Below are 25393 nucleotides of genomic sequence, written 5' to 3'. Positions count from 1 at the left end.
TCAAAAGCTTTATTTGTCTTATTGATAGCTAATTTGGAAAACTTCGGGATTAATCCATACATATCTGTCACTCATCTTTTTTGTTAGTGTAGCCAAGCATTCAGGTTTTCAGTTTTGCATGAAAAAATTATGCAACTAAAATTTGTAATGCTAGGCTTAAATTTTTTAATATTCAGTTTTGTATTAAAAGCACAAAAAATTGATACCCTCGATGCCAGACATCTATTTATTGAGATGCAACATTTACATCCCGGCCTTCGAAAATATTTGGTATATAGTGAGGATTCTGTTTCCAGAAAGAGATTGGGTGTATTTATTTGGGAAAGAAATATACTTCCTTTTAAAACAGATGCTAAAAGCATTATAATTAAACGGAAATGGTATAGCTACGATAGTCAATACCTGGTTCGTACCATTGAGTCAGTTGTAGATGCTTCCACCTTTTTACCAATATTGCATCATAGTGCGGCAACAGCTATGCATAGACCGGCTTTTGTGGAGCATTATTTATTTACGCCCGATTCTGTTTATACAGCTCCGATCATCAGCCAAAAAAAATTTCAGTTATCCTTACAACAGTCTGTTTATAATTGGGAATTAGATTTAGAAACTTTTGCTTTATTTCCTTTACGTAAAGAAAAAAAATTCGCTATTTATTTTTATCCCCCCGAATCTGCAACACTTCCTAAATGTTGTGAACATTCAGTTGAATAAATGGATACCATTGCCCAATCTGGAAAAAAACAAATCATTTGTTATAAGTTAAAAGGTTGTTACCCTAATTCTGATAATTGCCTATGCACCCGAAACCAATCTGGCATTAGGTGTTCGCGGAATATACCTATTAAACGTTATTTGGCAGATGCCTCTTATATACAACCGAAGGGTATCTATACATTCAACCGGCAATTTGTTGTTGAGGCATCTTTACGCAGATTGGGGCCCAATAATCAAACATTACTTATTGGATATGCATCATTTAAACATTTTCCTGAATATTTTTTTGGGTTGGGAAACAATACGCAGGATTCTATGCAACAGTTGATTGATACGCGTTCTATGTGAATGAATATGGAAGTCTATCGTCAACTCTATCCTCATTGGTATTTGGGTGGTATTGTATCCGTGTAAAATTATTTTGACTTACTGCCCATTGGATGCAGATAAATTGGCGCTGCAGGTATCCGAAAAAAAAGGGGAACATACTGTTGGTTTTGGTATTGGGTTGTTATATGATAGCAGAGATTTTGCATTAAATGCAACAAGAGGCTGGTATTTTTCGGGTAATATGCTTTTCAATCAAAAATGTTGGGGTAGCAATTTTAATTATACACAAATGGCTTTAGATTTTCGCCATTTTCGCCGTATTGCTGCAAGTTCAATATTGGGTGTACAATTTATTTTTCAAACCAATACCGTCAATGTTCCATTTTGGCAAACTGCATCATTAGATAGCCGTAGCATTTTGCGTGGGTTGTAAGCAGGCAGTTATCGGGAATCGGGATGATCATTTAATGGCATTTCAAAGTGAATGGCGGCAGCAACTGAACCGTAAATGAGGACTGGTTATATTTGGTGCTATCAGTGAAGTTGCAAGCCAATTCAATACATTCAATTTTTATGGATTGCATGGTACTTATGGCGTAGGCATAAGAAGAAGATAAACAACGAATGGGAAAATCAATGTAAGAATTGATGTAGCAAGAGGAGCCGGTGTTACCAATTTCTATATCAATTTGGTAGAGGCATTTTAAAAAATGTTTATTTACATCGTTCACAATGGAAAGTTCACGGCAAGTATAATAATAAGTGAAAAACAAACTGAGCTTTAAAAAAATAGATGCCGGACAATCTGACCGGCGTCTATTCAAAAATTAATTTTTTTAGTATCTTTTTCCCGGAGGTCTGTTATTAAAAGGTCTGCCACCACCGCTATTGTTGTTGCTTCGGCCATTATCTTCTGCTTGTGTAACAGCAATTTTTTTGCCCAGTATTTTTACGCCGTTCAGCAGCTCAATGGTTTCTTTGGCTTCTGCATCATTGGGCATTTCAACAAAACCAAACCCTTTGCTTTTTCCGGTTTGTTTATCTTTGATAACAATGGCTGAGCGCACATCGCCATATAATTCAAACATCTCCTTTAAATCGGTTTCATCAATATCGCCGGGTAATCCCCCAATAAAAAGCTTCATACAAACTGTTTACGTTCAACTGCAAAAATAATCAATCAAACGGCTAATTAATAATAATCTTTTTTAAAGTTAATAGCTTACCCGCTTTACAAAAAAAATAGCATTTCAGTGCTTAAAATGCACTGCTGTTAGTATCTTTACGAATATTTTAACAGCTATCCTATGCAGCTTAATAAGTATTTATGGCTAATATCTCTGCTATTTTTTACTACTACTATCTACTCTCAAACAAATTTGTCAAGTGATAGTTTACTTATTTTAGCTCGTAATGCTGCTTTCCGGCAGCATAATTATGCATTGGCAAAACAATACCTGCATCAGGGTATTCAGCAAAGCCCGGGTTATACTGATTTATGGGTATTTATGGGCAGAATAAACAGTTGGGAAAAAAATTATGACAGTGCGGCTTATTTTTTTGAAAATGTCTTGCAGAAAAGTCCTGGCTATGAAGATGCTTTAATAGGATATGCTACAATGTTATATTGGAATAATACTTATCCAAAAGCATTGGCTATATGTAACACTGGTTTGCAATTTCATCCGGAATCAGCATCCTTGCTGTTGTTAAAATCAAAGATTTTTGTGGCACAGCAAAATTATGACAGTGCATATTTCATTATCCGTAAACTGATTCATCAAAAAAAAGAAATGGCTGCTGCAAGAGCCCTGGCCGGCAACATTAAATCAGTACTATCAAAAAATCAAATAGATGTGAGTTATGATTTTGTATACTTTGATCAACAATTTAACAACCCCTGGCATTTGGCTAGTGTTGATTATGGAAGGACAACCTCGTTGGGATTAATCACCGGAAGAGTAAATTATGCCAATAGGTTCAACGAAAATGCCTTACAATTTGAAGTAGAATCTTATCCGCATATTTCAAAAATATTTTACAGCTATATTAATGCTGGTTATACCGGAAATAATAACGGGGTATTTCCCCAGTGGCGTGGTGCATTTTCATTATATGCTAATTTACCAAAAAGTTATGAAGCAGAAATGGGGGTACGCTATTTACAGTTTGGTAATAGTCCCACTTGGTTATATACTGCCTATGCCGGCAAGTATTATAAAAACTGGCTTTTTGGGGCAAGGGCTTATATTATTCCGTCTAATTATACTTCCAAAGCCGGTGTTTCTTATAATGCAATGGCGCGTTATTATTTTGGCGGAGCTTATGACTTTGTTGGCATTTCTGCCGGTTATGGTATTTCGCCAGATGACAGGTATAACGCAGTTTTATTAGATAATAGGGCTAATCTGGTTGCTTATAAAGCGGGCTTGTTATATCGGAAAACTATTGGGAAAATGAATGTATTATCGATTGATGCCAACTGGGTGAATCAGGAATATTTGCCCAATACAAAAGGAAACCAATATCAGGCAGGGGTGTCCTGGATGTTTAGGTTTTAGATGCATTAACTTAATGAAGTACAAACTTTAATTATTCTGCATACTTCTTAAACATGCTATCGGGTAGTAGTTTCAATTCTTTTGAGAATTGATTGTTTTTAAGTTTGAATTGATTAAATCTGTTATTGATTTCAGAAAATAAGGTATCTTTTTTTATTTCTTCGATAGATAAGTTTGGAGAAATATAGTACAAATGTTCCAGATTCTCTAAATAATTGTTGCTGATAAAATCTACTAAGTCGGTTTTAGTTTGCATTAAAGGATAGTGGTGAATATTTCTGAATGCTGTAGCGGTATCTAAACCTGATCCCATCCATGCAACAGTATCCGGCAAAGCAAGCCTGTATTGCTTTTGTAATAACTTAATAAGTGTTGGCGTTATATCAAAATGTGTAGATATACTCGTGAAAACTTCACTTTTTTTCAATAATGGTGAATAGATAATCAATGGTACATGATATCGGTCTAATTTATCTTCTATGGGTATTTCAGGCATTCTGTGATCGCCCGTAATGATAAAAATAGTATGTGCAAAATCTGTTCTTTGTTGATAAACTTGAAAAAAACTTTTTATACTTTCATCGGCATACAAAACTGTACTTAGCTCTCGTTTATAATGTGCAACTTTTTCTTTATCAGAGTCTTTTAATGCAAGCCTGCTTAAATATTTATCAAATTTATTATTGTATAATGCTGCTTGATTGAGCGAAAACGGGTCGTGAGTAGATAAAGTTAGCAATACATTCAGGTAGGGTGTTGCATTGTTGAGATGATCAAAATAAAACTGATACATCGATTTATCTTCATAACCCCATGAAAAATTATTCACTGAATTTATTTTTTGATATTTTGTAGCATTGAAATCATTCATGTCAAATATTCTGTCTGTTCCATTTTTTTTCATAAACAGTTTCATATTATCAAATGATGCATCTCCACCGTACAGGAATGCAGAATGATAGCCATGTTTTTTTAATAAGTTCATCAAAGTAAATGCAGGCGGCATTTTATCGCCAAGTTCTGCAAAGCCACTTTGTGCAAATGGTAGTGATCCTGTTATTGAAGGTAGTACAGCAAAAGTTCTTCCACCCTCACTTAAAAAATTACTCCAATACAAAGCATGTTTTGATAAAGAATCTAAGAAAGGTGTAAAACTGCCCAAATAAGCTTCATCATTGCTAAAAGCACTTCCTAAACCTTCTACAATGATAATGACAATATTGGGTAGGGTACTGTCAGTTTTAAAATACTGTGAAAGAGTTTCGGCAGAGCTATCTGCTATATGCAGAAAAGGATATTTTTTTTCATCTATATATTTAAAGTTTTTTGTAAAAAATTTTTCTTGCTTTAATTGTGTCATATTTTCAATGTGTTTTGGAAAGAGGTATTGATAAAATGCACTTAGAAAATATGCAGTTTTGTTTTGTGATAAGTTGTTGTAGTAATAATTGTTGTATTCTCTAATTTTTATAAAAGAAGAAAATCCTGTAAAAGAAAGTATTAGCAGTATACCACTAAAAATACTAATGCTAATATTGCTAGGGTTTAATTTTTTAGGTAGAAATATCAGCAAATAAAATATTAAAACTGTTACTAATAGCAATAATGCAATCTGATAAATTGGAGGATTGGAAGCGATAATTGTTGTAAGAATATCTGCCCATTTATACCCAAATAAATCAGCACCTAAAGGTACTTGGGCGATATAAAAATATACCGAAAGTAGCAATTGTATAAAGCATAAACTGAAAAATACCGCGTGAATGAAAAGTTTAGAAAGTTTTCGGCTAATGAGATAGGCTGTATAAAAGGGAATAAAGCAACTGATGATAGCCAAAAATGTAAACCGGATATTTTGATAAAAACTGCTATAAATAATTCCAAATAATCTATCCGGAACCCCATTTTTATTGATTTCTGCTATTAATTCAATTGTGCTGATTGTTAAAAAGACTGCTACAAATACAATGATATATTTTACATACAATTTTGAAAAATAAACCAACTTCAAAAAATAATTTCCAAATGCTTCTAATGTTTTACGAGCCTTTTTTTGTTTTAGATGTTCCTCGTTGTGCTGTACAATTGTTGTATTGTTTTCCGTAACAATATTTTTTTTATTGAATCCTATTCTACCCATTTCACCCCAATTTGATTTTTTTTTGATTTTATCAATAAATCCTTTTATTGCACTCCAAACTACAAATGGATGAAAGTAGAAAGGTTCTGTAAAAGTGCTAAATATTAAATGAGTAATATCTATTCTCCGCTTATATTGATGATATGTAAGTACTTCCATTAAAATGGCAAAAATAGAATAAGTATATCCGAAAAATATTATAACTATTAAATATAAAATAAAATAACTCCAATTCAATATTCCTGCTAAAGCAAAAATTAAAAAACTGATAAAACCTATAAATTCTATGATAGGTGAACATAGTTCAAAGAAAAACCAATAAGGATAACTTAATAGGCCAAGTATACCATATTTGGGATTAAAAAACATTTTTTTATGCAGCCACAATGTTTCATAAGTTCCCCGGAGCCATCGATTACGCTGGCGGCCTAAAATTTTAAAATTATCCGGCGCCTCTGTCCAGCACAGAGGATCGGGAATGTATTTCACTACATATGGTAGTTTTCTTTCTTCCATATACCTGCGCATTCTTACCACCAGTTCCATATCTTCTCCTACAGTTTTGTGGTTATAACCACCAGCCTGTATCACAATTTCTTTATCGAATGCACCAAATGCTCCGGATATTAGCATTAATCCGTTTAAACGACTCCATGCCATTCTGCCTAAAATAAAAGCTCTGATGTACTCCAGTGTTTGCATGCGTGGCAAATACTTTTCAGGTAAATGTACTTTTATAAGTTTCCCACGCACCACTTCACACGAATTGGCAATTCTAACAACACCACCGGTAGCAATTACTTTTTTATCCGACTCTTCTAAAAATGGTTTCATTACTTTTAATAATGCATCTGGTTCCAAAATGCAGTCAACATCTATACAAACAATATAATCTTTTGAGGCAATATTGATACCCACATTAAGCGCATCTGCTTTTCCTCCATTTTCTTTGTCTACAATCATTAATTTTTTGTAAAGTGGATTTCTACTTCTGTAAACTCCATTTACAGGTTTTGTTTTAATTTTTTCTTCTGTATAAAAGTTTACCTGCTCTAATTCAAATTCAGTAATTAATTGGGTTAAACTATCATCTTTACTGCCATCATTGATTACAATAATTTCAACATTTATATAATCAATCGATAAGAGTGAATGTACATTTTCCACAATAGTTTTTGCTTCATTATAAGCAGGAGCCAGTACACTAATGCCTGGAGCATAATTATTGGTAAAAAGTAAATCATAATCAGTATATGTGTTTTTATGTAGGTATTTTTTTGTTTCTCCAATTGAATATAATCCTATAAATAAGTATGTGGTAATGAGTGCAACCGAGTAAATGAATATTATTTCTGAAATAATATGATATATTGCTTCAGTCAGTTGATGTGCATTCAGGAGCCACAACATACCATTCCCCCAAATAATGTTTATGTTGCAAATGATGGAGGCAATTTCAAATAGTATATGATGTGTGGCTAAAAAAATCATTTCAGTTGCACGAGCTTTTGTGTTGAAACAGTATCATCAAAATTTATTGATAAGCTAGTTCATCTAGTGCATGCAAAGTGAATCTTGTTACTTTGTTTTTTTGTACAAATAATTGTTCCTTCCACGTTATCATATCCGGTGCTATTTTTAATAGTGTAATCATAGCTTCTTTAGCTAAATCAATATCTTCAGATAGAACTATTTCTTTTAAAAATTGAATATCGTTTCTGCTTCCGATTTTTCGTAGTACAGTTAGTATGGCTATTTTATTTTGTTTTGTTTCTAATTTATAAAGTGCTTTTAGTGCTGATGTTTCTGTTTGTTGGGGAAATGAAACCAATGTTTCAATAGCTGTTTTTCTAACAAAGGCATTATTATGCTTTAAACAAGTTTGGTGAATAATAGGCAATGCTTCTTTAATGCTATAAATGGCTGCTATTTTTAAGCAAAATGTTATTACAGTATCGTTTTTTGATCGTAGCCATTCGTTTAATTTTTTTAAAAAAACATTACTTGGCTGTTGGTTTTGTAATTGTGCCAATAGTTTAATTTGTTGCCATTCTGTGATTGGATTTGATATAACACTTAAAAACCTAAGCCCATCAAATCCATACATATGTACAATGCCCGTTTGTGCTTCTGTACGTACTAATTCATTTTTACTATTTGCGTTTTTATAAATTATCTTTAATAAATCTCGTTGGTCCATGGTATATAGTTCGTGGATACCCTTTGCTTTTACATACCATTTTTTACTGTACAGTTTTTTAATTGAACTGTCTTTTAGTTGTAAAATTTCATACAATCGGATAATATTCCCTGCTTCTTTCCCCTGAATATTATTTTTTAATACTATTAATTCATTCGTGATTATTTTTTTAGCATAGTTTGATTTTAAAATATTTTTTATTCTATCGGGTAACTCACTTGATGGTTCATTTGTTGCAGCAATTTGTTCAGCCAGCCAGTTACTCATTCTTTTTTGTATAATTATTTTGAGCAAAAAATACCTTTTTTCAATGTAGGTATTGGTATAAATTACAATTACCAGACTAACAGACAGAATAAAGAATATCAACGCAACTGTTCGAAGTGTTTCGAGTTGTATATAGTAAAATATAAGCGTTTGCTTCGTAATATTATAATTCATGGGTTCCATCTTTATACAATTGAACAGGGTATTTATACAATGGCATGCTTTCAGGTAAATCTAATAAAGCAGGTTGTGTAATCTGTTTCGATTTGAATTCAGAAATTGCAGTTAATATTTGTTCAATATTAAATGGTCTCTTGATGCATTTACTTACACCTGATTTTTTTAAATCATTGATGATTGCTTCCTGTGTAAGTTTGGTTATTACTACTATAAAAATATTTGGAAACTTTGATTTGGCTAACTTAATTAACTCAAATCCTGATGCATACTTCAGTTTTAATTTAGTAATCAGTATATCAGGTTTAATGTGCGCTATTAATTCATGCACATGTTCTCCGTCTAAACTGCTGTATACGGTATATTTGGCCTCACTTAATCTTATGGTCAATATTTTCAACAGAATAGGATTGCTTTCTACTACTAAAACTTTCATAATCTATTATAATATTTATATAGACCGATGTAGAATTTGGGTGTCGCAAATACATCAAATTGTAAGCGCGACAAGATTCTTTCTCAGGTTATAGGTTTATTTAAGAGTTGGGTTATTCAAATCTCCATATTAAAGTTATATAAGCTGAAGCATATAACGTATAATTTATTGTATTTGTTGTAGTATTATTGCTACATATTGCCTTAAGATTATTTACAATCATCAGATTTAACAGATTTTCTCATTTGAAAATCAGAATTTTACCTTTCAATTGGAAGCATGCTGTTGAAAACATTGTTCATTACATTCTTTATTTGGTTGATTCCTTCAACCAATCGTGCCGGAGAAAAGCAGTATATGATGCAACAACCGAATGTTGTAACACATGCCATTCGGTTTATAGAACAGGATTGGAATTTAGCGAAACAAATGGCTAAACAGGAAAACAAATTAATATTTGTGGATGTATATGCCACCTGGTGCCCACCCTGTATGCTTTTAAAAACCAAAACCTTTCAAAATAAAAAAGTAGGTGATTTCTTTAATAATAATTTTATTAATATTTCTATTGATGCTGAAAAAGGCATTGGCCCGCAGGTAGCCCGTTATTTTGGTGTAAATGCTTATCCTACATTGGTATTTACAGATGCGGCAGGTAAACCGGTGTTGTATGCAATGGGTTATATGGGTACAAAAGATATTTTAAAGTTTGCACAAGCTGTGCTGGATAAACTCAATTCCCAAAAATAACCATGTTTTGCAGATGGTCATCCATCTGCTTCAATTAATCAGCCAAATTTGCCGTTAATACAAAGGCTGTGATGAATTAGAACATTTCAGTTATTTTTGAAAGAATAACCATGCTCGTTAGTAACGGTATTGTTTTTTAGAATATTAAAACAAAATTTTAAATATGCAGGTTGATAAAGCTTTGGTTGAAAAATTGGCGCATTTATCCCGTTTGAATGTTGATGAAGCCGATATGACCCAATTAATCAGCGATTTGGAAAATATGATAGCCTTTGTACAAGAACTGCAGGCGGTTGATACTACCAATGTTGCACCATTAATGTACGTGGGCCAGCGCATGAATGTTTTTAGGGAAGATGAAGTTGATAACCAAATTACGCAGGCTGAAGCATTGAAGAATGCACCGCTGCACAATGGTGATTTTTTTCAGGTGCCTACTGTTATAAAAAAATAAAGTTTAATTACCAACCGTATGGATACTGTTATTGAACTCAATCATATAGAGAAAGATTATTTTATGGGAAACCAGGTAATCAAAGTATTAAAGGGGATCAGTCTTTCTATATTACGGAATGAGTATGTAGCCTTAATGGGACCTTCCGGAAGTGGAAAAAGTACACTCATGAATATTTTGGGTTGCCTTGATTCGCCAACGGGTGGTCGTTATATTTTAAATGGTAAAGATGTTAGTAAAATGCCCGATGATGATTTGGCTGAAGTACGTAATAAAGAAATTGGTTTTGTTTTTCAACAATTTAATTTACTACCCCGTTTAACAGCTGCAGAAAATGTAGCACTTCCCCTCATTTATGCAGGTGTTGCTAAAAAAGAGCGGCTGGAAAGAGCCACTGAGGCATTGCAAAAAGTTGGATTGGGTGATCGTAGTCATCATAAATCGAATGAATTAAGTGGTGGCCAAATTCAAAGAGTTGCTATCGCAAGAGCATTGGTCAATAATCCATCCATTTTATTGGCAGATGAGCCAACAGGAAATTTAGATTCTAAAACCTCAGTTGAAGTAATGGAAATTTTTAGCAAAATTCAGGAAGCAGGCAATACAGTGGTACTGGTAACCCACGAAGAAGATATTGCACGTTATGCCAAACGCATTATTCGGTTGCGTGATGGGGTAATTGAAAGTGATAATATCAAAAATTTTACTACGCACACCGTGTATCAATAATGAGGTATAGAAGAAAACCAGCTTCATTTATTTACTGTATAGCATAAACCTTTTTACGGGTAACTTTGTAATATTTTTTGATTGATATTGTACAATATGGCCCTAAAAATCTATACAAAAACCGGAGATGCCGGCAACACCAGCTTAATTGGTGGAACAAAAGTTGCAAAAAATCATATTCGTATTGAAAGTTATGGTACGGTAGATGAATTGAATTCATTTATTGGTTTCCTAAGCGACTCAATTGCTCCATTTCCTGTTTTACAGCCATTGTGTGCTGATTTAAAAGAAATTCAGGACAGGTTATTTACCATTGGATCTGCTTTAGCCTGCGATCCTAAAAAAGCACCTTTAATGAAAATTCCCGATTTAAATAAAGGCGACGTGGAGTGGTTAGAACATCATATTGATGCCATGCAGGCCGATTTGCCGGTGATGAAGCATTTTATTTTACCGGGTGGGCATACTGCCGTTTCAACCGCGCATATTACCCGTTGTGTTTGCCGCAGAGCCGAACGTTTGTGTGTGGCTATGCAAGCCAACAATTTGTTTGTAGATCCTTTGGTAATTCAATATTTAAACCGGTTGAGTGATTATTTATTTGTTATAGCCCGTTGCATTGGACACAAACTGCAAATAGCAGAAATTGCCTGGAAGCCCCGTATTCAGTAGTAATTTCAGTAGTTGTTTCAGGAAACAATTAGCCCGTCTTTCATGTGTAAAACCCGGTTGCTTAATGCAGCAAGTTCCTCATTATGGGTAACAATTAAAAAAGTGTGACCTAATTCCTGCTGCAATCTTAAAAATAAATCGTGTAAATCTTTGGCATTGGCACTATCCAAATTGCCGGTGGGTTCGTCGGCAAAAATAATAACGGGCCGGTTAATGAGCGCCCTTGCCACTGCAACCCTTTGTTGTTCTCCGCCGCTTAATTCCTGAGGTTTATTATGTAATCTATCGGCCAATCCCAGTAGGGTGAGCAGCTCAGTGGCGTGCAATTGTAATTCTTTTTTCCCTCTTTGGGCAATCCAACCCGGTACGCATACATTTTCCAATGCTGTAAATTCAGGTAATAAATGGTGAAACTGAAATACAAACCCAATATGATTGTTTCTAAAATCTGCTAATTTTTTACCTTTTAACTGATGAATGGGTTGGTTGTTCAGCATAATTTCGCCGCCGTCTGCCTCATCCAAAGTACCTAAAATATGCAGTAAGGTACTTTTGCCGGCTCCGGAAGAACCTACAATTGATACAATTTCGCCCTGTTCAATTTGCACATTTAAGCCTTTTAAAACTTCTAAACGGTTGTATTTTTTAACAATATTGCGGGCACTTAACATAAATTTTACAAAGGTATTAGGCCATAAACTTACAATAGATTCCTGCTTTTTACCTATTTTTTCAAAATAATTTACAAATACCTGAAAAGCCATTTTTGGTAGTTTCGCAGATACGGTTACTTTTGCACAAAATTTTTAAATATGTTCTGGACATTAGAACTAGCAAGTTATCTGGAAGAAGCACCCTGGCCCGCTACTAAAGATGAGTTAATAGATTACTCTATCCGTAGTGGTGCACCCATTGAGGTGGTTGAAAATTTGCAGGAATTAGATGACGAGGGGGAGGTTTATGAAAGTATTGAAGATATTTGGCCCGATTACCCAAGTCAGGAGGATTTTATGTTTAATGAGGATGAGTATTAACGAAACCACCTTCCATTATATTAGCCACCATTTATGGGTGGTTTTTTTGTGCCTGTACAATAAAAAAAACCGGTGAAAATCCGGCTTTTAATTGCAATATTTTGAAGTGACTTTTATTCCAATCCCATTTTTTCCATAATGGTATTGCTAACACCGGTAGAGGAGTAGCCGCCATCATGAAAAAGATTTTGCATGGTAACCATACGGGTTAAATCTGAAAACAACGTAATGCAATAATTGGCACAATCTTCAGCAGTGGCATTGCCTAATGGGGCAATGGCATTGGCATAATCAAAAAAGTCGCCAAAGCCTTTAATTCCGGTACCAGCAGTTGTTTTAGTAGGAGATTGAGAAACGGTATTGATGCGTACTTTTTTTGTTACGCCATAATGGTAGCCAAAACTTCTTGCAATAGATTCTAACATAGCTTTAATATCTGCCATATCTGTATAAAAAGGATAAGTGCGTTGTGCTGCTGCATAAGTTAAAGCCACCACACTTCCCCATTCGTTAATGGCATCTAATTTTTTAGCAACGGCCAGCATTTTGTGTAATGATAATGCAGAAACATCTATACCTTTTAAAAAGTAATCATAATTCAATTCTGTGTAGGGAATATTTTTTCTGATATTCACGCTCATACCAATGGAATGTAAAAGAAAATCTATTTTACCGCCCAAAACTTCCTGACCCTGCGTAAATAAATGGGTTAACTCTTCAACATTCGTGGCATCTGCAGGAATAATGAGAGAGCCGGTTTTTTCTGCCAGTGCATTAATTTGCCCCATACGCATGGCAATTGGTGCATTGGTTAATACAAATGTTGCACCTTCTTCATGTGCTTTTTCTGCTACTTTCCAGGCAATTGAATTTTCATCTAAAGCCCCGGAAATAATACCTCGTTTGCCTTTTAATAAGTTGTATGCCATACATAAATTTTTTCAGCTGTAAAAAAATGGTTTATGAAACCTCAAACATAAAGATTTAATGCAAGAAACAGATACAACTTTGATGGTTTGTTTACAATTCATGCCAATTTCAAGAGTGCATCATTTCTTTTGCAGTTTCTACTGCTGCCGCACCCGGTTTTTCGCCGCCCAGCATTTGTGCAATAGCCATTACTCTTTCTTCCCGGCTTAGTAAACGAATATTGGTTTTGGTGGTGTTATTGCTATTTTCTTTATACACAAAAAAATGTGCATCGGCTTTACCGGCCATTTGAGGTTGATGCGTAATACAAATAATTTGTCTGTTTGCTGATAAGTTTTTCATAATGATACCCACTTGTTTCGCAGCTTCGCCACTAATGCCGGTATCTATTTCATCAAAAATTAGTGTGGGCAAATCAATGTATTGTGCAATGAGCGATTTGATGCAAAGCATGAGTCGGCTTAGCTCGCCGCCACTGGCTACTTTTTTTATCGGTTCAAAGCGGTTGGTTTGGTTGGCATCGAACAAAAACTCTATATTGTCTAAACCATACTCCCACAAGTTAATGGTTTGCATACTTACTTTAATGCGGGCATTGGGCATACCCACCTGGTGCAATAACTTGTTTACCTTTTGCTCAAAAGGCTGAATTTGTTTATGTCTTTCGGTTGAAATACTAGTTGCCAGTTCATTTGCCTGTTGCTGCAAGGATGCAGCTTTCTTTATCAATTGTTCAATGTTATCATCGATTGATAAAACTTTTTCTAACTGCTTGCTTAGTTGTTGTTGAATGGAAAGCAGGGCTTCTGTGGTTTGTACATTGTGTTTTTTCAGTAATTTATATCCTGCAGCCAGTCGTTCTTCAATTTCTGCAATTCGTTCTGCATCAAATAAAATATGCTGATTAATATGGTCAATTTCTGTAGCAATATCTTTTAGCTCAATATGTGCGGCGTTCAATCGTTCAATAATTGCAGGAATATCCGGGTGCATGGATTGGTATGCCTGCAACTGTTGTAACATTTGTTTCAGTTGCTGCACCATGGGTTGCTCGCTTTCTATCAGTGGATAAACAATGCCGGTTAAAGTGGCTTTAATGCCTTCACTGTTGCTCAGTAATTTCAATTCCTGATCTAAATTTTCCAACTCATTAGGTACCAGTTGCAGGGCAGTTAATTCATCTAGTAAAAATTGGTTATAGTCTGCCACTTTTTCAAAGGCTGTTTTTTGTTGTTGAAGTGCAGTTAATTCTTGAAGGGCATCTTTCCATGCTTTGTAAACAGACTGGTACTTTTTTAATGGCTCACCTTGCTTTGCCAATGCGTCAATAACCTGCCGTTGGAAATCGGCTTTTGCTAAATCTAACGTATCAAATTGCTGATGCAAATCAACCAGTAAATTGCCCAGTGTTTTTAGTTGCAGTAAGCTAACGGGTGTATCGTTAATGAATGCCCTTGATTTGCCATTCGGCGTAATTTCTCTTCTAATTAGCAGAGAAGGTTCTATATCCAGTTCACTCTCTTTTAAGAATGCGGTAACTGCTTTTCTGTTTTCGGTTAAAAAAACACCTTCAATAATACATTTTTTTTCAGGGTTAATCAGTACGGCTGTATCGGCTCTCTCGCCCAAAATAAGGTTTAAAGCACCCATCAGTATACTTTTACCGGCTCCTGTTTCCCCGGTAATAATGTTGAGTTTATGGCTAAACTGAATGGATACCTCATCAATAATTACATAATTCTGTATGTATAGTTTTTGTAACATGGTACTGGCAATAAAAATAATGACAAAGCGATTGAATGCAAATTAAAAGAATAAAATGAGTAAAAACATGCTTACTGTCCGGTACAACGTGCAATGCCGCTTTTAGCACGCTGGTCCAATGAACTTTTATAATCATGCTCTCCTAAATTCAGGCAAAGATTGTAATAAGCAACTGCTTCATTTTTATTTCCGGTTCTTTCATAAATCATCCCTGCCTGTAATGCAGCCCTTGCAGCATAATATTCTGTTCTGTCTTTGCCCAACTGATAGGCTTTCCGGTAAAATTCAATGGCTTTGGCATTGTCATTCAATCCATCGTAAATTCTACCCATTCTATAGGTAAATTCTAACTGATCGGTTATGTTTGTATAATTATCAACATGGGTACTCCTTAACAGTTGCAATGCTTCTGTTCTGTAGCCGCCATCATCCAATAGTCTTGCTTTCAGTAACAATGCATTGGGCCATTTTTTGTTTTGTGCTTCTTTTTGTGCTTCCTTATCTGCATCGGCCATGGTGCTGCCTTTGCTCATAATTTGTTTTCGGGCATTTTCTGCCGCAGGCAAATTCCCCATTAAAAAATAACACCAGCTTAAGCGGCGGTAGGTGTCTTTTACATAAAATTTTCCTTTAAACTGTTGCAGGAATAAATTAAATTCCCTGACTGCATCATTTAATTGTAAGTGATTCAATAAATCGTATCCCAACTCCAAATGCCAAACCGGTGTTTCTAAATAGCCCGATGCTTTGCTGCGGTTTAAAATAATGCTTTTGGCAAATTCTGTCTGTTTATCATTTTTACCCAAATTAGCTGCCATATAGGCCAATAAATGATTGTTCACCAAATCAAAACGTCCCGATCTTAAGAATTGAACGGTTTCTAATTTTTGATTTTCTAAATAAAAATTCAAATATCCATAAATAAATGCGCCTTCCGTTCGCATCAGTTGTGCCCAGGCATTGTTGCTGAAAGCAAAAGTTTTTACCTGTAACATTCCATCTTTTATTGAGCCGCGCAAGCCTAACAGCGAAGCCAGCCATTTATAGTTTTTGGGAATGGTACCCACTGCGGCTTCTAATGCCCCGTAAATAAGTTGATTGGGTAAAAAATCGGGAAATTTTTTCTTGTTTTCTTTAATGAGCAGGAACGATTTTCTAAATGCCCAGCCTGCGGTCCAGGTTTCTCCAAATTTTATGGCAACTGCTGCTTTTTGTAAATAAATTACACTTTGTGTATATAAAAACCAGGGCGATTTTTTATTGCCTGTTTGCATTAGGCCAATTCTTTCATCGAATAGTTCCTTTTTTTGGGCATATTCCTGTGGATCTTCATTTAAAAAAAGGGTAAAAAAATCGATGTAACTTTCAATATAAACGGGAATTAAATTCTGCGGATTGGCTTGTTTGCTTTCTTCAATATAGCGAAAGCCTTTTCCTATTTGCAATTGCATTACTTCGGTATATGCCTGCTGGCAGGAGCTTGAAAAATCAAATACCTTTTGTGCATTTGTGTTGAAGGAAAACAACAATAAAAGGATGGCGGTTGCTAATTTCATTGGTGATAAATGCTTTTAAAACAATGTATTCAAAATACCACAATATGGTGCAAAATAAAACAGGAGCTTTAGTAAAGCCCCTGTTTTGTGATATAAAAAAGTTAAGATATTTTATTTTGCTACAACCGAATCGTTCAAGTCGGCATCTACTAAAATTCTGCCGCAGTTTTCGCATACAATTACTTTTTTGTGCATGCGTATTTCGCTTTGGCGTTGCGGGGGTATGGCATTGTAACAACCACCACAGGCATCTCTTTCAACCGGAACTACAGCAAGTCCATTACGGTAGTTTTTGCGAATACGATCATAGCTGTATAACAAGCGTTCATCAATTTCTTTACGGGCTTCTTCGCTCAGCTTTTTAAAATGTTTTTCTTCTTTTTCTGTTTCAACAATAATTTTTTCCAGCTCGCCCTTTTTGTGGGTTAAAATACCCTCTTTGGTTGCAATTTGTTTTTTTGCAGCATCCAAAGCTTTTGCTTTATTGGCCAATTCTTCGTTGGCATCCCTGATATTTTTTTCGCACAGCTTAATTTCAAGCTGCTGCATTTCAATTTCTTTAGAGATGGCCTCAAATTCGCGACTGTTTTTTACATTATCGCTTTGTTTCTCGTACTTTTTAATCATGGCCTCACTTTCGGTGATAGCCAGTTTCTTTTGTTCAATAAATTCAGAAATGCCATTAATTTCTTCTTCAATCCTGTTTTTTCTGCTTAAAATGCCGGCAATTTCATCTTCCAAATCACTCACTTCAATGGGTAATTCGCCTTTCAAAATTTCAAATTCATCTAATTTGCTGTCAATTTTTTGCAGCTTAATAAGGCCTACCAGTTTTTCTTCTACAGAAAATTCTTTAGCTGTTGCCATATTTTGTATTGTGTTTTTTGTGTTTAATAGTTTTATGGTACCGGCTGTATCAACCCCCATGTTGCTTTCGTTGCGTCGCATTCCGTTCATCGTTCGGTTGGCTTGGCAGCGATACGTTTTATAAAAAACTTTTATAAAAATATTGTATAGGATTGGTACTTACCTTACTTTTAAGGACGGCAAAGGTAGGGAATTTGGTTTGTAAAACCGCCTCCAATAAATCAATTGTAAATTGCTCACTTTCCCAATGGCCCACATCGGCTATAATAATAGCGTTGTTGGCTTCAAAAAAATCGTGGTATTTTACATCGGCAGTAATAAATATATCGGCACTAGCAGCAATTGCCCGTTGGGTTAAAAAGCTGCCTGCTCCGCCACAAATAGCCACTTTTTGAATGGGTTTTCCCAATAATCGGGTATGTTTTATTACAGGCACCTTCAATAAATGCTTTATTTTTTCTAAAAATGCAGTTTCTTCAACCGGATGGGGTAAACTGCCTATAATGCCACTGCCTACCTGATTAAAATGATTGAGCAAAGGAACCACATCATAAGCTACTTCTTCATAAGGATGCGCTTTCCATAATGCTTCCATAATAGCGGGTTGTAGTACAGCCGGAAAAATTACTTCAATTTTTTCTTCCGGTTCTAAATGCCTTTCACCAATATTGCCTACAAATGGAGTGGTTCCTGTGCCTGCTTTAAAAGTTCCCGTTCCCCCGGTACTAAAACTGCATTCGCTGTATGCACCAATATTGCCGGCTCCGGCTTCAAATAGGGCGTTTTTTATTTTTTCAGCATAGGCTTTGGGTACAAAAGTGTACAATTTGTTCAATGTATTGGGTTTGGGTAATAAAATTTGAGTATTTGTTAAACCCAATTTGGTGGCCAGTATACCATTTACACCGTTAATTACATTGTCTAAATTGGTGTGTATGGCATAAATAGCAATATTTTGCTGAATGGCTTTTATAATGGTTCGCTCTACATAATTAGAGCCGGTAATTTTTTGTAAACCCTTAAAAATAATGGGATGATGGGCTACCACTAAGTTGCATTTCCGGTCATGTGCTTCCTGAATTACTGCTTCGGTTACATCTAACGTACAAAGTACACCGGTGCACTCCTCTGCAGAATTTCCAACCAATAATCCGGCATTGTCGTAAGATTCCTGATAAGCCGGTGCTGCAAAATCTTCTAACGTTTGTGTAATTTCTCCTATTTTCATAAAAAAAAGTATTAATTAAGCGGCAAAATAAAACTAAACTAAATTTAGGATATGCAACCGGACGGCTACTTTAATTACAATGGAAAATTGTATAAAAACGAAAAATCAGTAATTTCTGTAAGCAATCGTTCATTTAGATATGGCGATGGCTGTTTTGAAACACTAAAAATGCTGAATGGCAAAATATGCCTGCAGGCTATGCATTTAGAAAGATTATTTGTATCGCTGCAGCAATTGCATTTTAATCGCCCCAATTACTTTATAACCGATGCTTTTCATGAACAGATTATAGAATTAGTAAAAAAAAATCATCATAAAAAAGCCGCACGTATTCGTATTACCATTGCCCGTGGTGAGGGTGGTTTATATGATCCTGAAAATGATTTTCCTAACTATGTGATACAGTCCTGGGATTTGAACAGTGCCAATAATCAACTGAATGAAAATGGACTTGTTACCGGCATATATACCGATGCAAGAAAAATTAATGATGCCTACTCACATATAAAAAGCAATAATTATTTGTGTTATGCCATGGCCGCTTATTGGGCTAAGGAAAAAAAGTTGAATGATGCATTGGTATTGAATGCGCAAGGCAATGTTGCAGATGCAACCATTGCCAATGTATTTATTATTCAGGATGGCATTATTAAAACGCCTGCCATTACCGAGGGGTGCATAGGTGGTATTATGCGGAAATATTTATTGAAATGCCTGCGTGCTGACAATATTCCTGTAGAAGAAACAACCATTTCGCCAGATGATGTACGCAACGCTTCTGAGGTGTTTTTTACCAATGCCATCTACGGTATTAAATGGGTAAAGGAAGTGGATAATGTACATTATAAAACACAAACAGCTCCATTACTGTACAAAAAATTTATAGCGCCTGTCTGGGCTATTTAAACAATTTGTATGGCTGCTTGTTGAATCGTTCAATATTGTTATTATGAAACAGGAAGTAGCTATTATGTGGTTTAGAAGGGATTTGCGTTTTGAAGATAATGCAGCGTTATATCATGCGTTTCGTCAGCCCCATCCCGTTATACCTCTGTTTATATTTGATACCCATATTTTAGATAAACTTACCAACAGAAATGATGCAAGGGTGCAGTTTATACATTCAGTAATCACAAACATGCACCGGCAGTTGATGCGCAATGGCAGTGGCATGTGGGTGTACTACGGCTCACCGTTACAGGTGTTTCAACAATTGTCTGAAAATTTTAGCATACAATCGGTGTATACCAATACAGATTACGAACAATATGCTATTGAAAGGGATGCCGGCATTGCCAATTTTCTGCGCCAGGAAGGTGCTGCATTTCATTCTTTTAAAGATCAGATAATTTTTGATGGGAGTGAAGTGGTGAAAGAAGATGGAAAGCCTTATACTGTTTTTACTCCATACAGCCGAAAGTGGAAAGCATTATTGCAATCTTTTCATTTAAAATCTTACCCATCGGGCCGGGATATGACTCGTTTTTTTCAGTCGGCCGAACATACCATACCTACTTTAGCGGAAATGGGATTCCATGCAGCAGATATACCCATTCCATCGCAACAACTCAATGAGGGCCTGATAGCAAAATATAATCTGCAACGCAATTTTCCGGCTGTAAATGGCACTTCCAGGCTGGGCATTCATTTGCGCTTTGGCACCATCAGTATTCGTATGCTGGCTGCAAAAGCACAGCAACTGAATGAGGTTTTTTTAAATGAATTGATATGGCGCGATTTTTATCATTCCATTTTATACCATTTTCCGCATGTTAGGACAGGGAAGGCTTTTAAGCCCATTTATGATCAAATTGAATGGAGCAATAATGAAGCAGCATTTGAAAAATGGTGTGCCGGTAAAACCGGTTATCCTATTGTAGACGCGGGTATGCGTGAACTAAATGCCACCGGTTATATGCATAACCGGGTTAGAATGATTGTAGCTTCTTTTTTAACCAAGCATTTGCTGATTGACTGGCGTTGGGGTGAAGCTTATTTTGCAGAAAAGCTATTGGATTATGATTTTGCTGCCAATAACGGCGGATGGCAGTGGGCGGCAGGCAGTGGTTGCGATGCAGCACCTTATTTCAGAATATTTAATCCTGCTTTGCAAACCGAAAAGTTCGATAAAAATTTAGCGTATATCAATAAGTGGATACCGGAGCTGAATAGTTTTGAATATCCGGCTCCAATTGTGCAGCACGAAATGGCCCGTGAACGGGCATTGCAAGTTTATGGTGCGGTACTAAAATATAAAAAGGAGTAGCTAATTGTATGAAATTATGCAATGCATACATCCTGCAGCAATGGCATAGCGCTATGGTGCATATCAGCATATATTTTTAATAAAGTTGCAACAGCTTTTTTCCCGTTTGTACCCAAAGCAAATGAATAATCATTTACATACAAATCAATATGCTGGCGCATGATGTGGGGTTGCATTTCCTGCGCATGTTGTTGTACAAAATCAGCCAGTGTTTGATGGTGTTTTTGATAGGCATATGCCACACTTTCCTGTATCAATGCATCTATCTGCAATAGCAATGCTGTTGGCAAAGTTCTTTTGGCAATAATACCTCCTAAAGGGATGGGAGCTCCAGTTGCGCTTTCCCAATATTCGCCCAGATCTTTTAGCTTTATTAAACCTTTTTTCTGATAAGTAAATCTGTTTTCATGAATAATAACACCTGCATCTACTTTGCCGGTTAATACTGCTGTTTCTATTTCATGAAAAACCATCATTTTTTTATTGCTAATAGTAGGGTAAGCTAATGAAAACAAAAGATGTGCAGTGGTGTTTTCGCCGGGAATAGCTACTGTGGCTGTTTCAGGATGCGTTTGGATGGCATTATTACCGGGTAAACTAATTAACAATGGTCCTACTCCCTTTCCCAATGCACCACCGCTTTGCAGCAACCAGTAGTAAGGCGAAACCGCAGGTAGCACACCATAACTAATTTTCGAAAAGTCTAATTTTTTTTCAATAGCCCATCTATTTAATGTTTCTACATCTTCTAATATTACATCAAATTCAATTCCCTTTGTATCAATTTTATGATTCACCAATGCATCAAAAATAAATGTATCGTTGGGGCAGGGCGAAAATCCAAATGTGTATTTCATGGTGTACAATTCTTTTTTATTCAGTTAGTACATTCAAAACTTTATTTATCTAAAGCCTCAATATAATGTATTAGTGATTTATTCAATGTTTCTAATGCTTCTTGTATGGCCCATTTTTGTTTATCTCTTTCTCCTACAATATTCGAAATGGCTCTGATTTGCAGATAAGGAATATTAAAAGTGCCGGCAACATAATGCAAAGCTGCCCCTTCCATGGTTTCTATATCAGGTGCATATTTGCTGTTCATCTGTGCAATATATTGCGGTTGTGTTGAAATTTCGTTCACCGAAATGCCGCTAACCTCCGGTAATGCAGTAATATTCCATTGTTTTAAATTAGGATTGGGGATGCATCCATTTTCAAAGGGAGGGATATTTCCGGATATCAATCCCAAATCAAACATATCTTTCCATTGGTTCTGTTCCATTACACCGGTATCGCCTAAAATTTCTTTTTTTACGACTACTATTTCTGCAGATGGTAGGTTGGAGTGAAAGGTACCTGCAATACCGGCCTGAATAATAAAATCCGGCTGCTCTGTTAAAACCAGTTTGGTTAATTGCACGGCAGATAAAAGCATACCCACACCGGTTGTTACAAAATGCAGCGCTGCAATATTTTGATACTGTTTATTTTGTAAAGTTTCTTTTGCCATTCGTATTTCAAAAGGGGTGGCTGCTGTTATCCAAATCTTCATGCAAATTTTTTTTAGTGTTTAAATTTCATTTCACGTTTATCTGTGACAAAACGGTATACAGATTGTAAAATTAAAGTTTGTAAACCGGTTACAACTTGTTTGTTTACAATTAAATAACAAAGCTGTTTCCTCTTTAATCGTGAATTTTAGCTATTATTCTTTGTTATGAAAATAAGTAAAATCAGTTGTTTGTTCTTTCTGCTATGTTCAATAAATTCCATGCTTTTTGCACAACAGAAACAGCCTAAAGTATTGTTTGTAATTGCAGATGGCATACCGGCCGATGTAATGGAGTCGGTTACTAAACCTGCTATTGATTCCATTATTCAGGCAGGTACGTATATTCGTTCTTTTACAGGTGGTATTCCCAATACTTATTCGCAAATGCCTACTATTTCAGCACCGGGCTACAATAATTTATTAACAGGCACCTGGGCTTACAAACACAATGTATTTACCAATGGTATTAAAAATCCTAATTATCATTATCTCAATATATTGCGTTTCCTCAAGGATCAAAATCCCGAAAAAATAGTAGCCGTATTTTCCAGTTGGTTAGATAATAGAACCAAATTATTGGGTGATGAATTACCGGCTGCAGGCAATTTTAAGGTCGATATTCATTTTGATGGATATGAATTAGATACAAAGCAGTTTCCGCATGATGCTGCCCATCATTACATGCATTTGATTGATGAAACCGTTGTGGCGAAAGCAGACAGTGTTATACGTAGCTCAGGTCCGGATGCTTCATGGGTATATCTGGAATATACAGATGATATGGGGCATATGCATGGCACCGGCGATATATTTAAACAGGCCGTATCATATTTAGATACCCAAATGGGTAAAATTTGGCAGGCTATTCTATATCGGGAAAAACATTTTAATGATAAGTGGTTGCTGATTTTAACGACCGATCATGGCCGTGATGCACAAACCGGACGAAACCATGGTGGGCAGTCAGAAAGAGAAAGAACGACCTGGATGGTAATGAATACGAAGCAATTGAATAAATATGCCAAAAAGGATGAACCTGCTGTGGTAGATATTTTTCCAACCATTGCTCGTTTTATGGAGGTGCCTATTCCCACTGCCATGCAATATGAATTGGATGGTGTGCCAATGCTGGGTCCGGTTTCGGTTGCGCACCCTTCGGTAATGCTGCAAAACGATTCATTGGTGGTGCATTGGCAATCATTTTCTGCCCATGAACCCGTTAAAATTTATTGGACAACCACTAATTATTTTAATTCCGGGGATGTGGATACTTATCATTTTGCAGGAACTATTTCCAATAAGCAACAGGTTTTTTCAATTCCACTGCAACAACCACACAGCAATTTTTATAAAGTAGTGATTGAAGGAATACATAATACGGTAAATACATGGTATTTTGCGCAATCAACTAAGTATTCAGAATAAAGTCTGTTGGCGCCACCCGGTTGAAATATAACCTTGCAAATATTACCTTTGCCGGTAAATAATGGTGTAGAATGGTATATTTAACCCGTCAGGAGCATTTTAATGCAGCACATAAACTCTACAATCCCAACTGGAGCAGAGAAAAGAATGAACAAGTATTTGGCCTTTGTGCCAATGAAAACTGGCATGGGCATAACTACGATTTATATGTAACCATTAAAGGCATGCCCGACCCTGATACCGGTTTTTTGTATGATGTTAAAAAGCTAAGTCAGTTAATTAAAACCCGGGTGATTGATAAATTAGATCATAAAAATCTGAATTTGGATGTAGATTTTATGCAGGGAAAAATGTGCAGCACCGAAAATTTGGCTGTTGCCATTTGGCAGCAATTGGCTCCTTATTTACCGGATATCGTACAATTGCATTGCATTAAATTGTATGAAACCGCCAGAATATATGTAGAATATTTTGGTGATTAATAGCGGAATTGCAGGCAAAGGTATGATGCTGCACATTTCGGTTTGAATTATTGCATTACACTTACAGATACTTTTTCGTGCAACAAATTTCGTGCAGCAATGGCTATACCTTCTGCATCGTAACCACACTCTTTGTGCAACTCTTTTAAAGTTCCATGTTCAACTAATCTGTCGGGTATTCCCAATCGAACAATTGTTGCCTGATACTGATGGTCGGCCATAAATTCTAATACGGCGCTACCAAAACCGCCTGTAATGGCGCCATCTTCAACAGTTATTATTTTATTGTAGCGTTGAAAAACTTCGTGCAGTAAAGCTTCATCAATTGGTTTTACAAAACGTAAATCATAATGTGCAGGGTCAATACCTTCTGTTCTTAACTGGCGTATAGCAGCCTGAACAAAATTACCCGGATGGCCAATTGAAAGTATGGCAAGCTCTTTTCCATCTTTTAATTTTCTTCCTTTTCCAATAGTAATCGCTTCAAATGGTGTTTTCCAGTTGGGCATTACACCTTCGCCCCTTGGGTATCGTATTACAAATGGCATTTGTGTAGAAGGCAATTGTGCGGTGTACATTAAGTTGCGCAATTCCTGTTCATTCATGGGGGCACTGATAACCATGTTGGGAATACAACGGAAATACGGAATATCATAACAACCATGATGGGTAGGGCCATCTTCGCCTACCAGTCCGGCTCTGTCTAAACAAAGCACTACCGGCAATTTTTGAATGGCAATATCATGCACCACCTGATCGTATGCCCTTTGCATGAATGATGAATAAATATTGCAATACACCCGCATACCTTGTGTTGCAAGTCCTGCACTGAGTGTAGCGGCATGTTGTTCGC

The 25393-nt window shown here is 35.9% G+C and carries 26 protein-coding genes; 12 read left to right on the top strand and 14 right to left on the bottom strand.

Annotated elements, in window-relative coordinates:
- Positions 1-129: 129 nt before the first annotated feature.
- Together A0F92_RS09750 and A0F92_RS09740 are read left to right on the top strand one after the other, a co-directional pair.
- Complete coding sequence (locus A0F92_RS09750; RefSeq protein WP_167516996.1) at positions 130-714, top strand: hypothetical protein; 585 nt, start codon at positions 130-132, stop codon at positions 712-714.
- Between the two features lie 424 nt (positions 715-1138).
- Positions 1139-1480: a BamA/TamA family outer membrane protein gene (locus A0F92_RS09740; RefSeq protein WP_167516995.1), complete on the top strand. Its 342-nt coding sequence runs from the start codon at positions 1139-1141 to the stop codon at positions 1478-1480.
- Positions 1481-1511: 31 nt separating this feature from the next.
- Here A0F92_RS09740 and A0F92_RS09735 read toward each other — a convergent pair whose 3' ends face one another.
- Both A0F92_RS09735 and A0F92_RS09730 read right to left on the bottom strand, forming a co-directional pair.
- Complete coding sequence (locus tag A0F92_RS09735; RefSeq protein WP_167516994.1) at positions 1512-1871, bottom strand: hypothetical protein; 360 nt, start codon at positions 1869-1871, stop codon at positions 1512-1514.
- Between the two features lie 12 nt (positions 1872-1883).
- Entirely contained in the window at positions 1884-2192 is a 309-nt protein-coding gene (locus tag A0F92_RS09730; protein ID WP_068245007.1) for an RNA recognition motif domain-containing protein, read from the bottom strand.
- A 162-nt stretch (positions 2193-2354) separates the two neighbouring features.
- On the opposite strand from A0F92_RS09730, the gene A0F92_RS09725 reads away from it, so the two are divergent.
- Positions 2355-3608, top strand: a complete 1254-nt coding sequence (locus A0F92_RS09725; protein ID WP_068245004.1) for a YaiO family outer membrane beta-barrel protein — start codon at positions 2355-2357, stop codon at positions 3606-3608.
- Between the two features lie 31 nt (positions 3609-3639).
- Here A0F92_RS09725 and A0F92_RS09720 read toward each other — a convergent pair whose 3' ends face one another.
- The 3 genes from A0F92_RS09720 to A0F92_RS09710 all read right to left on the bottom strand — a co-directional run bounded on the left by A0F92_RS09720 (position 3640) and on the right by A0F92_RS09710 (position 8828).
- Entirely contained in the window at positions 3640-7239 is a 3600-nt protein-coding gene (locus A0F92_RS09720) for a sulfatase-like hydrolase/transferase (RefSeq protein WP_167516993.1), read from the bottom strand.
- 43 nt (positions 7240-7282) lie between these two features.
- Entirely contained in the window at positions 7283-8215 is a 933-nt protein-coding gene (locus A0F92_RS09715) for a HEAT repeat domain-containing protein (protein WP_167516992.1), read from the bottom strand.
- Between the two features lie 163 nt (positions 8216-8378).
- The gene (locus tag A0F92_RS09710; protein WP_068244998.1) at positions 8379-8828 is read right to left on the bottom strand and encodes a response regulator; all 450 of its coding nucleotides are present in this window, start codon (positions 8826-8828) and stop codon (positions 8379-8381) included.
- Between the two features lie 279 nt (positions 8829-9107).
- Between A0F92_RS09710 and A0F92_RS09705 the strand changes: the two genes are divergently transcribed.
- The 4 genes from A0F92_RS09705 (at position 9108) to A0F92_RS09690 (ending at position 11433) form a co-directional block, all read left to right on the top strand.
- Positions 9108-9578 carry a thioredoxin family protein gene (locus A0F92_RS09705; protein ID WP_167516991.1) on the top strand — a complete coding sequence of 157 codons (471 nt, stop codon included), beginning with the start codon at positions 9108-9110 and terminating at the stop codon, positions 9576-9578.
- 163 nt (positions 9579-9741) lie between these two features.
- Complete coding sequence (gene gatC / locus A0F92_RS09700; protein ID WP_068244996.1) at positions 9742-10032, top strand: Asp-tRNA(Asn)/Glu-tRNA(Gln) amidotransferase subunit GatC; 291 nt, start codon at positions 9742-9744, stop codon at positions 10030-10032.
- An 18-nt stretch (positions 10033-10050) separates the two neighbouring features.
- On the top strand, positions 10051-10761 hold the full coding sequence (locus tag A0F92_RS09695) for an ABC transporter ATP-binding protein (protein WP_068244993.1): 711 nt from the start codon (positions 10051-10053) through the stop codon (positions 10759-10761).
- A gap of 96 nt (positions 10762-10857) precedes the next feature.
- A complete protein-coding gene (locus tag A0F92_RS09690; RefSeq protein WP_068244990.1) occupies positions 10858-11433 on the top strand; it encodes a cob(I)yrinic acid a,c-diamide adenosyltransferase in 576 nt (191 codons plus the stop codon).
- Positions 11434-11450: 17 nt separating this feature from the next.
- Here A0F92_RS09690 and A0F92_RS09685 read toward each other — a convergent pair whose 3' ends face one another.
- On the bottom strand, positions 11451-12197 hold the full coding sequence (locus tag A0F92_RS09685) for an ABC transporter ATP-binding protein (RefSeq protein ID WP_317038892.1): 747 nt from the start codon (positions 12195-12197) through the stop codon (positions 11451-11453).
- Between the two features lie 48 nt (positions 12198-12245).
- On the opposite strand from A0F92_RS09685, the gene A0F92_RS09680 reads away from it, so the two are divergent.
- Positions 12246-12467, top strand: coding sequence for a DUF2795 domain-containing protein (locus A0F92_RS09680; RefSeq protein ID WP_068244984.1), 222 nt, complete (start codon positions 12246-12248; stop codon positions 12465-12467).
- 113 nt (positions 12468-12580) lie between these two features.
- On the opposite strand, the gene A0F92_RS09675 is transcribed toward A0F92_RS09680, so the two are convergent.
- The 5 genes from A0F92_RS09675 to A0F92_RS09655 form a co-directional block, all read right to left on the bottom strand.
- The gene (locus tag A0F92_RS09675) at positions 12581-13396 is read right to left on the bottom strand and encodes an enoyl-ACP reductase FabI (RefSeq protein WP_068244981.1); all 816 of its coding nucleotides are present in this window, start codon (positions 13394-13396) and stop codon (positions 12581-12583) included.
- Between the two features lie 109 nt (positions 13397-13505).
- The gene (gene recN / locus A0F92_RS09670; protein WP_068244979.1) at positions 13506-15161 is read right to left on the bottom strand and encodes a DNA repair protein RecN; all 1656 of its coding nucleotides are present in this window, start codon (positions 15159-15161) and stop codon (positions 13506-13508) included.
- A gap of 71 nt (positions 15162-15232) precedes the next feature.
- Entirely contained in the window at positions 15233-16717 is a 1485-nt protein-coding gene (locus A0F92_RS09665; protein ID WP_068244975.1) for a tetratricopeptide repeat protein, read from the bottom strand.
- A 111-nt stretch (positions 16718-16828) separates the two neighbouring features.
- The gene (locus A0F92_RS09660) at positions 16829-17584 is read right to left on the bottom strand and encodes a zinc ribbon domain-containing protein (RefSeq protein WP_068245028.1); all 756 of its coding nucleotides are present in this window, start codon (positions 17582-17584) and stop codon (positions 16829-16831) included.
- A 118-nt stretch (positions 17585-17702) separates the two neighbouring features.
- On the bottom strand, positions 17703-18812 hold the full coding sequence (locus A0F92_RS09655) for a Nif3-like dinuclear metal center hexameric protein (protein ID WP_068244971.1): 1110 nt from the start codon (positions 18810-18812) through the stop codon (positions 17703-17705).
- A 51-nt stretch (positions 18813-18863) separates the two neighbouring features.
- Here A0F92_RS09655 and A0F92_RS09650 point away from each other — a divergent pair, with 51 nt between their 5' ends.
- Positions 18864-19718: an aminotransferase class IV gene (locus A0F92_RS09650; RefSeq protein WP_068244965.1), complete on the top strand. Its 855-nt coding sequence runs from the start codon at positions 18864-18866 to the stop codon at positions 19716-19718.
- A 43-nt stretch (positions 19719-19761) separates the two neighbouring features.
- Positions 19762-21078: a cryptochrome/photolyase family protein gene (locus A0F92_RS09645; protein WP_068244962.1), complete on the top strand. Its 1317-nt coding sequence runs from the start codon at positions 19762-19764 to the stop codon at positions 21076-21078.
- Positions 21079-21092: 14 nt separating this feature from the next.
- Here A0F92_RS09645 and A0F92_RS09640 read toward each other — a convergent pair whose 3' ends face one another.
- Together A0F92_RS09640 and mqnB are read right to left on the bottom strand one after the other, a co-directional pair.
- The gene (locus A0F92_RS09640) at positions 21093-21935 is read right to left on the bottom strand and encodes a 1,4-dihydroxy-6-naphthoate synthase (RefSeq protein WP_068244959.1); all 843 of its coding nucleotides are present in this window, start codon (positions 21933-21935) and stop codon (positions 21093-21095) included.
- 41 nt (positions 21936-21976) lie between these two features.
- On the bottom strand, positions 21977-22633 hold the full coding sequence (gene mqnB / locus A0F92_RS09635) for a futalosine hydrolase (protein ID WP_068244956.1): 657 nt from the start codon (positions 22631-22633) through the stop codon (positions 21977-21979).
- A gap of 219 nt (positions 22634-22852) precedes the next feature.
- Here mqnB and A0F92_RS09630 point away from each other — a divergent pair, with 219 nt between their 5' ends.
- Together A0F92_RS09630 and A0F92_RS09625 are read left to right on the top strand one after the other, a co-directional pair.
- Entirely contained in the window at positions 22853-24058 is a 1206-nt protein-coding gene (locus A0F92_RS09630; RefSeq protein ID WP_253810331.1) for an alkaline phosphatase family protein, read from the top strand.
- Between the two features lie 71 nt (positions 24059-24129).
- Positions 24130-24540, top strand: a complete 411-nt coding sequence (locus tag A0F92_RS09625; protein WP_068244948.1) for a 6-pyruvoyl trahydropterin synthase family protein — start codon at positions 24130-24132, stop codon at positions 24538-24540.
- Between the two features lie 47 nt (positions 24541-24587).
- Here the strand turns inward: A0F92_RS09625 and A0F92_RS09620 are convergent.
- A partial coding sequence (locus A0F92_RS09620) for a transketolase C-terminal domain-containing protein (protein WP_317038891.1) occupies positions 24588-25393 on the bottom strand: 806 nt, incomplete at its 5' end.

Source organism: Hydrotalea flava (assembly GCF_001623405.1).
Classification (GTDB): domain Bacteria; phylum Bacteroidota; class Bacteroidia; order Chitinophagales; family Chitinophagaceae; genus Hydrotalea; species Hydrotalea flava.
The sequence above is the reverse complement of the archived record's forward strand: the minus strand, read 5'-3'. Positions and strand labels throughout refer to the sequence as shown.

Bases quoted from the DNA above. Each gene is read 5' to 3' on its own strand.
- A0F92_RS09750 (WP_167516996.1), top strand. From the start codon at position 130: ATGCAACTAAAATTTGTAATGCTAGGCTTAAATTTTTTAATATTCAGT.
- A0F92_RS09730 (WP_068245007.1), bottom strand. From the start codon at position 2,192: ATGAAGCTTTTTATTGGGGGATTACCCGGCGATATTGATGAAACCGAT.
- A0F92_RS09725 (WP_068245004.1), top strand. From the start codon at position 2,355: ATGCAGCTTAATAAGTATTTATGGCTAATATCTCTGCTATTTTTTACT.
- A0F92_RS09720 (WP_167516993.1), bottom strand. From the start codon at position 7,239: ATGATTTTTTTAGCCACACATCATATACTATTTGAAATTGCCTCCATC.
- A0F92_RS09715 (WP_167516992.1), bottom strand. From the start codon at position 8,215: ATGAGTAACTGGCTGGCTGAACAAATTGCTGCAACAAATGAACCATCA.
- A0F92_RS09710 (WP_068244998.1), bottom strand. From the start codon at position 8,828: ATGAAAGTTTTAGTAGTAGAAAGCAATCCTATTCTGTTGAAAATATTG.
- A0F92_RS09705 (WP_167516991.1), top strand. From the start codon at position 9,108: ATGCTGTTGAAAACATTGTTCATTACATTCTTTATTTGGTTGATTCCT.
- gatC (WP_068244996.1), top strand. From the start codon at position 9,742: ATGCAGGTTGATAAAGCTTTGGTTGAAAAATTGGCGCATTTATCCCGT.
- A0F92_RS09695 (WP_068244993.1), top strand. From the start codon at position 10,051: ATGGATACTGTTATTGAACTCAATCATATAGAGAAAGATTATTTTATG.
- A0F92_RS09690 (WP_068244990.1), top strand. From the start codon at position 10,858: ATGGCCCTAAAAATCTATACAAAAACCGGAGATGCCGGCAACACCAGC.
- A0F92_RS09685 (WP_317038892.1), bottom strand. From the start codon at position 12,197: ATGGCTTTTCAGGTATTTGTAAATTATTTTGAAAAAATAGGTAAAAAG.
- A0F92_RS09680 (WP_068244984.1), top strand. From the start codon at position 12,246: ATGTTCTGGACATTAGAACTAGCAAGTTATCTGGAAGAAGCACCCTGG.
- A0F92_RS09675 (WP_068244981.1), bottom strand. From the start codon at position 13,396: ATGGCATACAACTTATTAAAAGGCAAACGAGGTATTATTTCCGGGGCT.
- recN (WP_068244979.1), bottom strand. From the start codon at position 15,161: ATGTTACAAAAACTATACATACAGAATTATGTAATTATTGATGAGGTA.
- A0F92_RS09665 (WP_068244975.1), bottom strand. From the start codon at position 16,717: ATGAAATTAGCAACCGCCATCCTTTTATTGTTGTTTTCCTTCAACACA.
- A0F92_RS09660 (WP_068245028.1), bottom strand. From the start codon at position 17,584: ATGGCAACAGCTAAAGAATTTTCTGTAGAAGAAAAACTGGTAGGCCTT.
- A0F92_RS09655 (WP_068244971.1), bottom strand. From the start codon at position 18,812: ATGAAAATAGGAGAAATTACACAAACGTTAGAAGATTTTGCAGCACCG.
- A0F92_RS09650 (WP_068244965.1), top strand. From the start codon at position 18,864: ATGCAACCGGACGGCTACTTTAATTACAATGGAAAATTGTATAAAAAC.
- A0F92_RS09645 (WP_068244962.1), top strand. From the start codon at position 19,762: ATGAAACAGGAAGTAGCTATTATGTGGTTTAGAAGGGATTTGCGTTTT.
- A0F92_RS09640 (WP_068244959.1), bottom strand. From the start codon at position 21,935: ATGAAATACACATTTGGATTTTCGCCCTGCCCCAACGATACATTTATT.
- mqnB (WP_068244956.1), bottom strand. From the start codon at position 22,633: ATGAAGATTTGGATAACAGCAGCCACCCCTTTTGAAATACGAATGGCA.
- A0F92_RS09630 (WP_253810331.1), top strand. From the start codon at position 22,853: ATGCTTTTTGCACAACAGAAACAGCCTAAAGTATTGTTTGTAATTGCA.
- A0F92_RS09625 (WP_068244948.1), top strand. From the start codon at position 24,130: ATGGTATATTTAACCCGTCAGGAGCATTTTAATGCAGCACATAAACTC.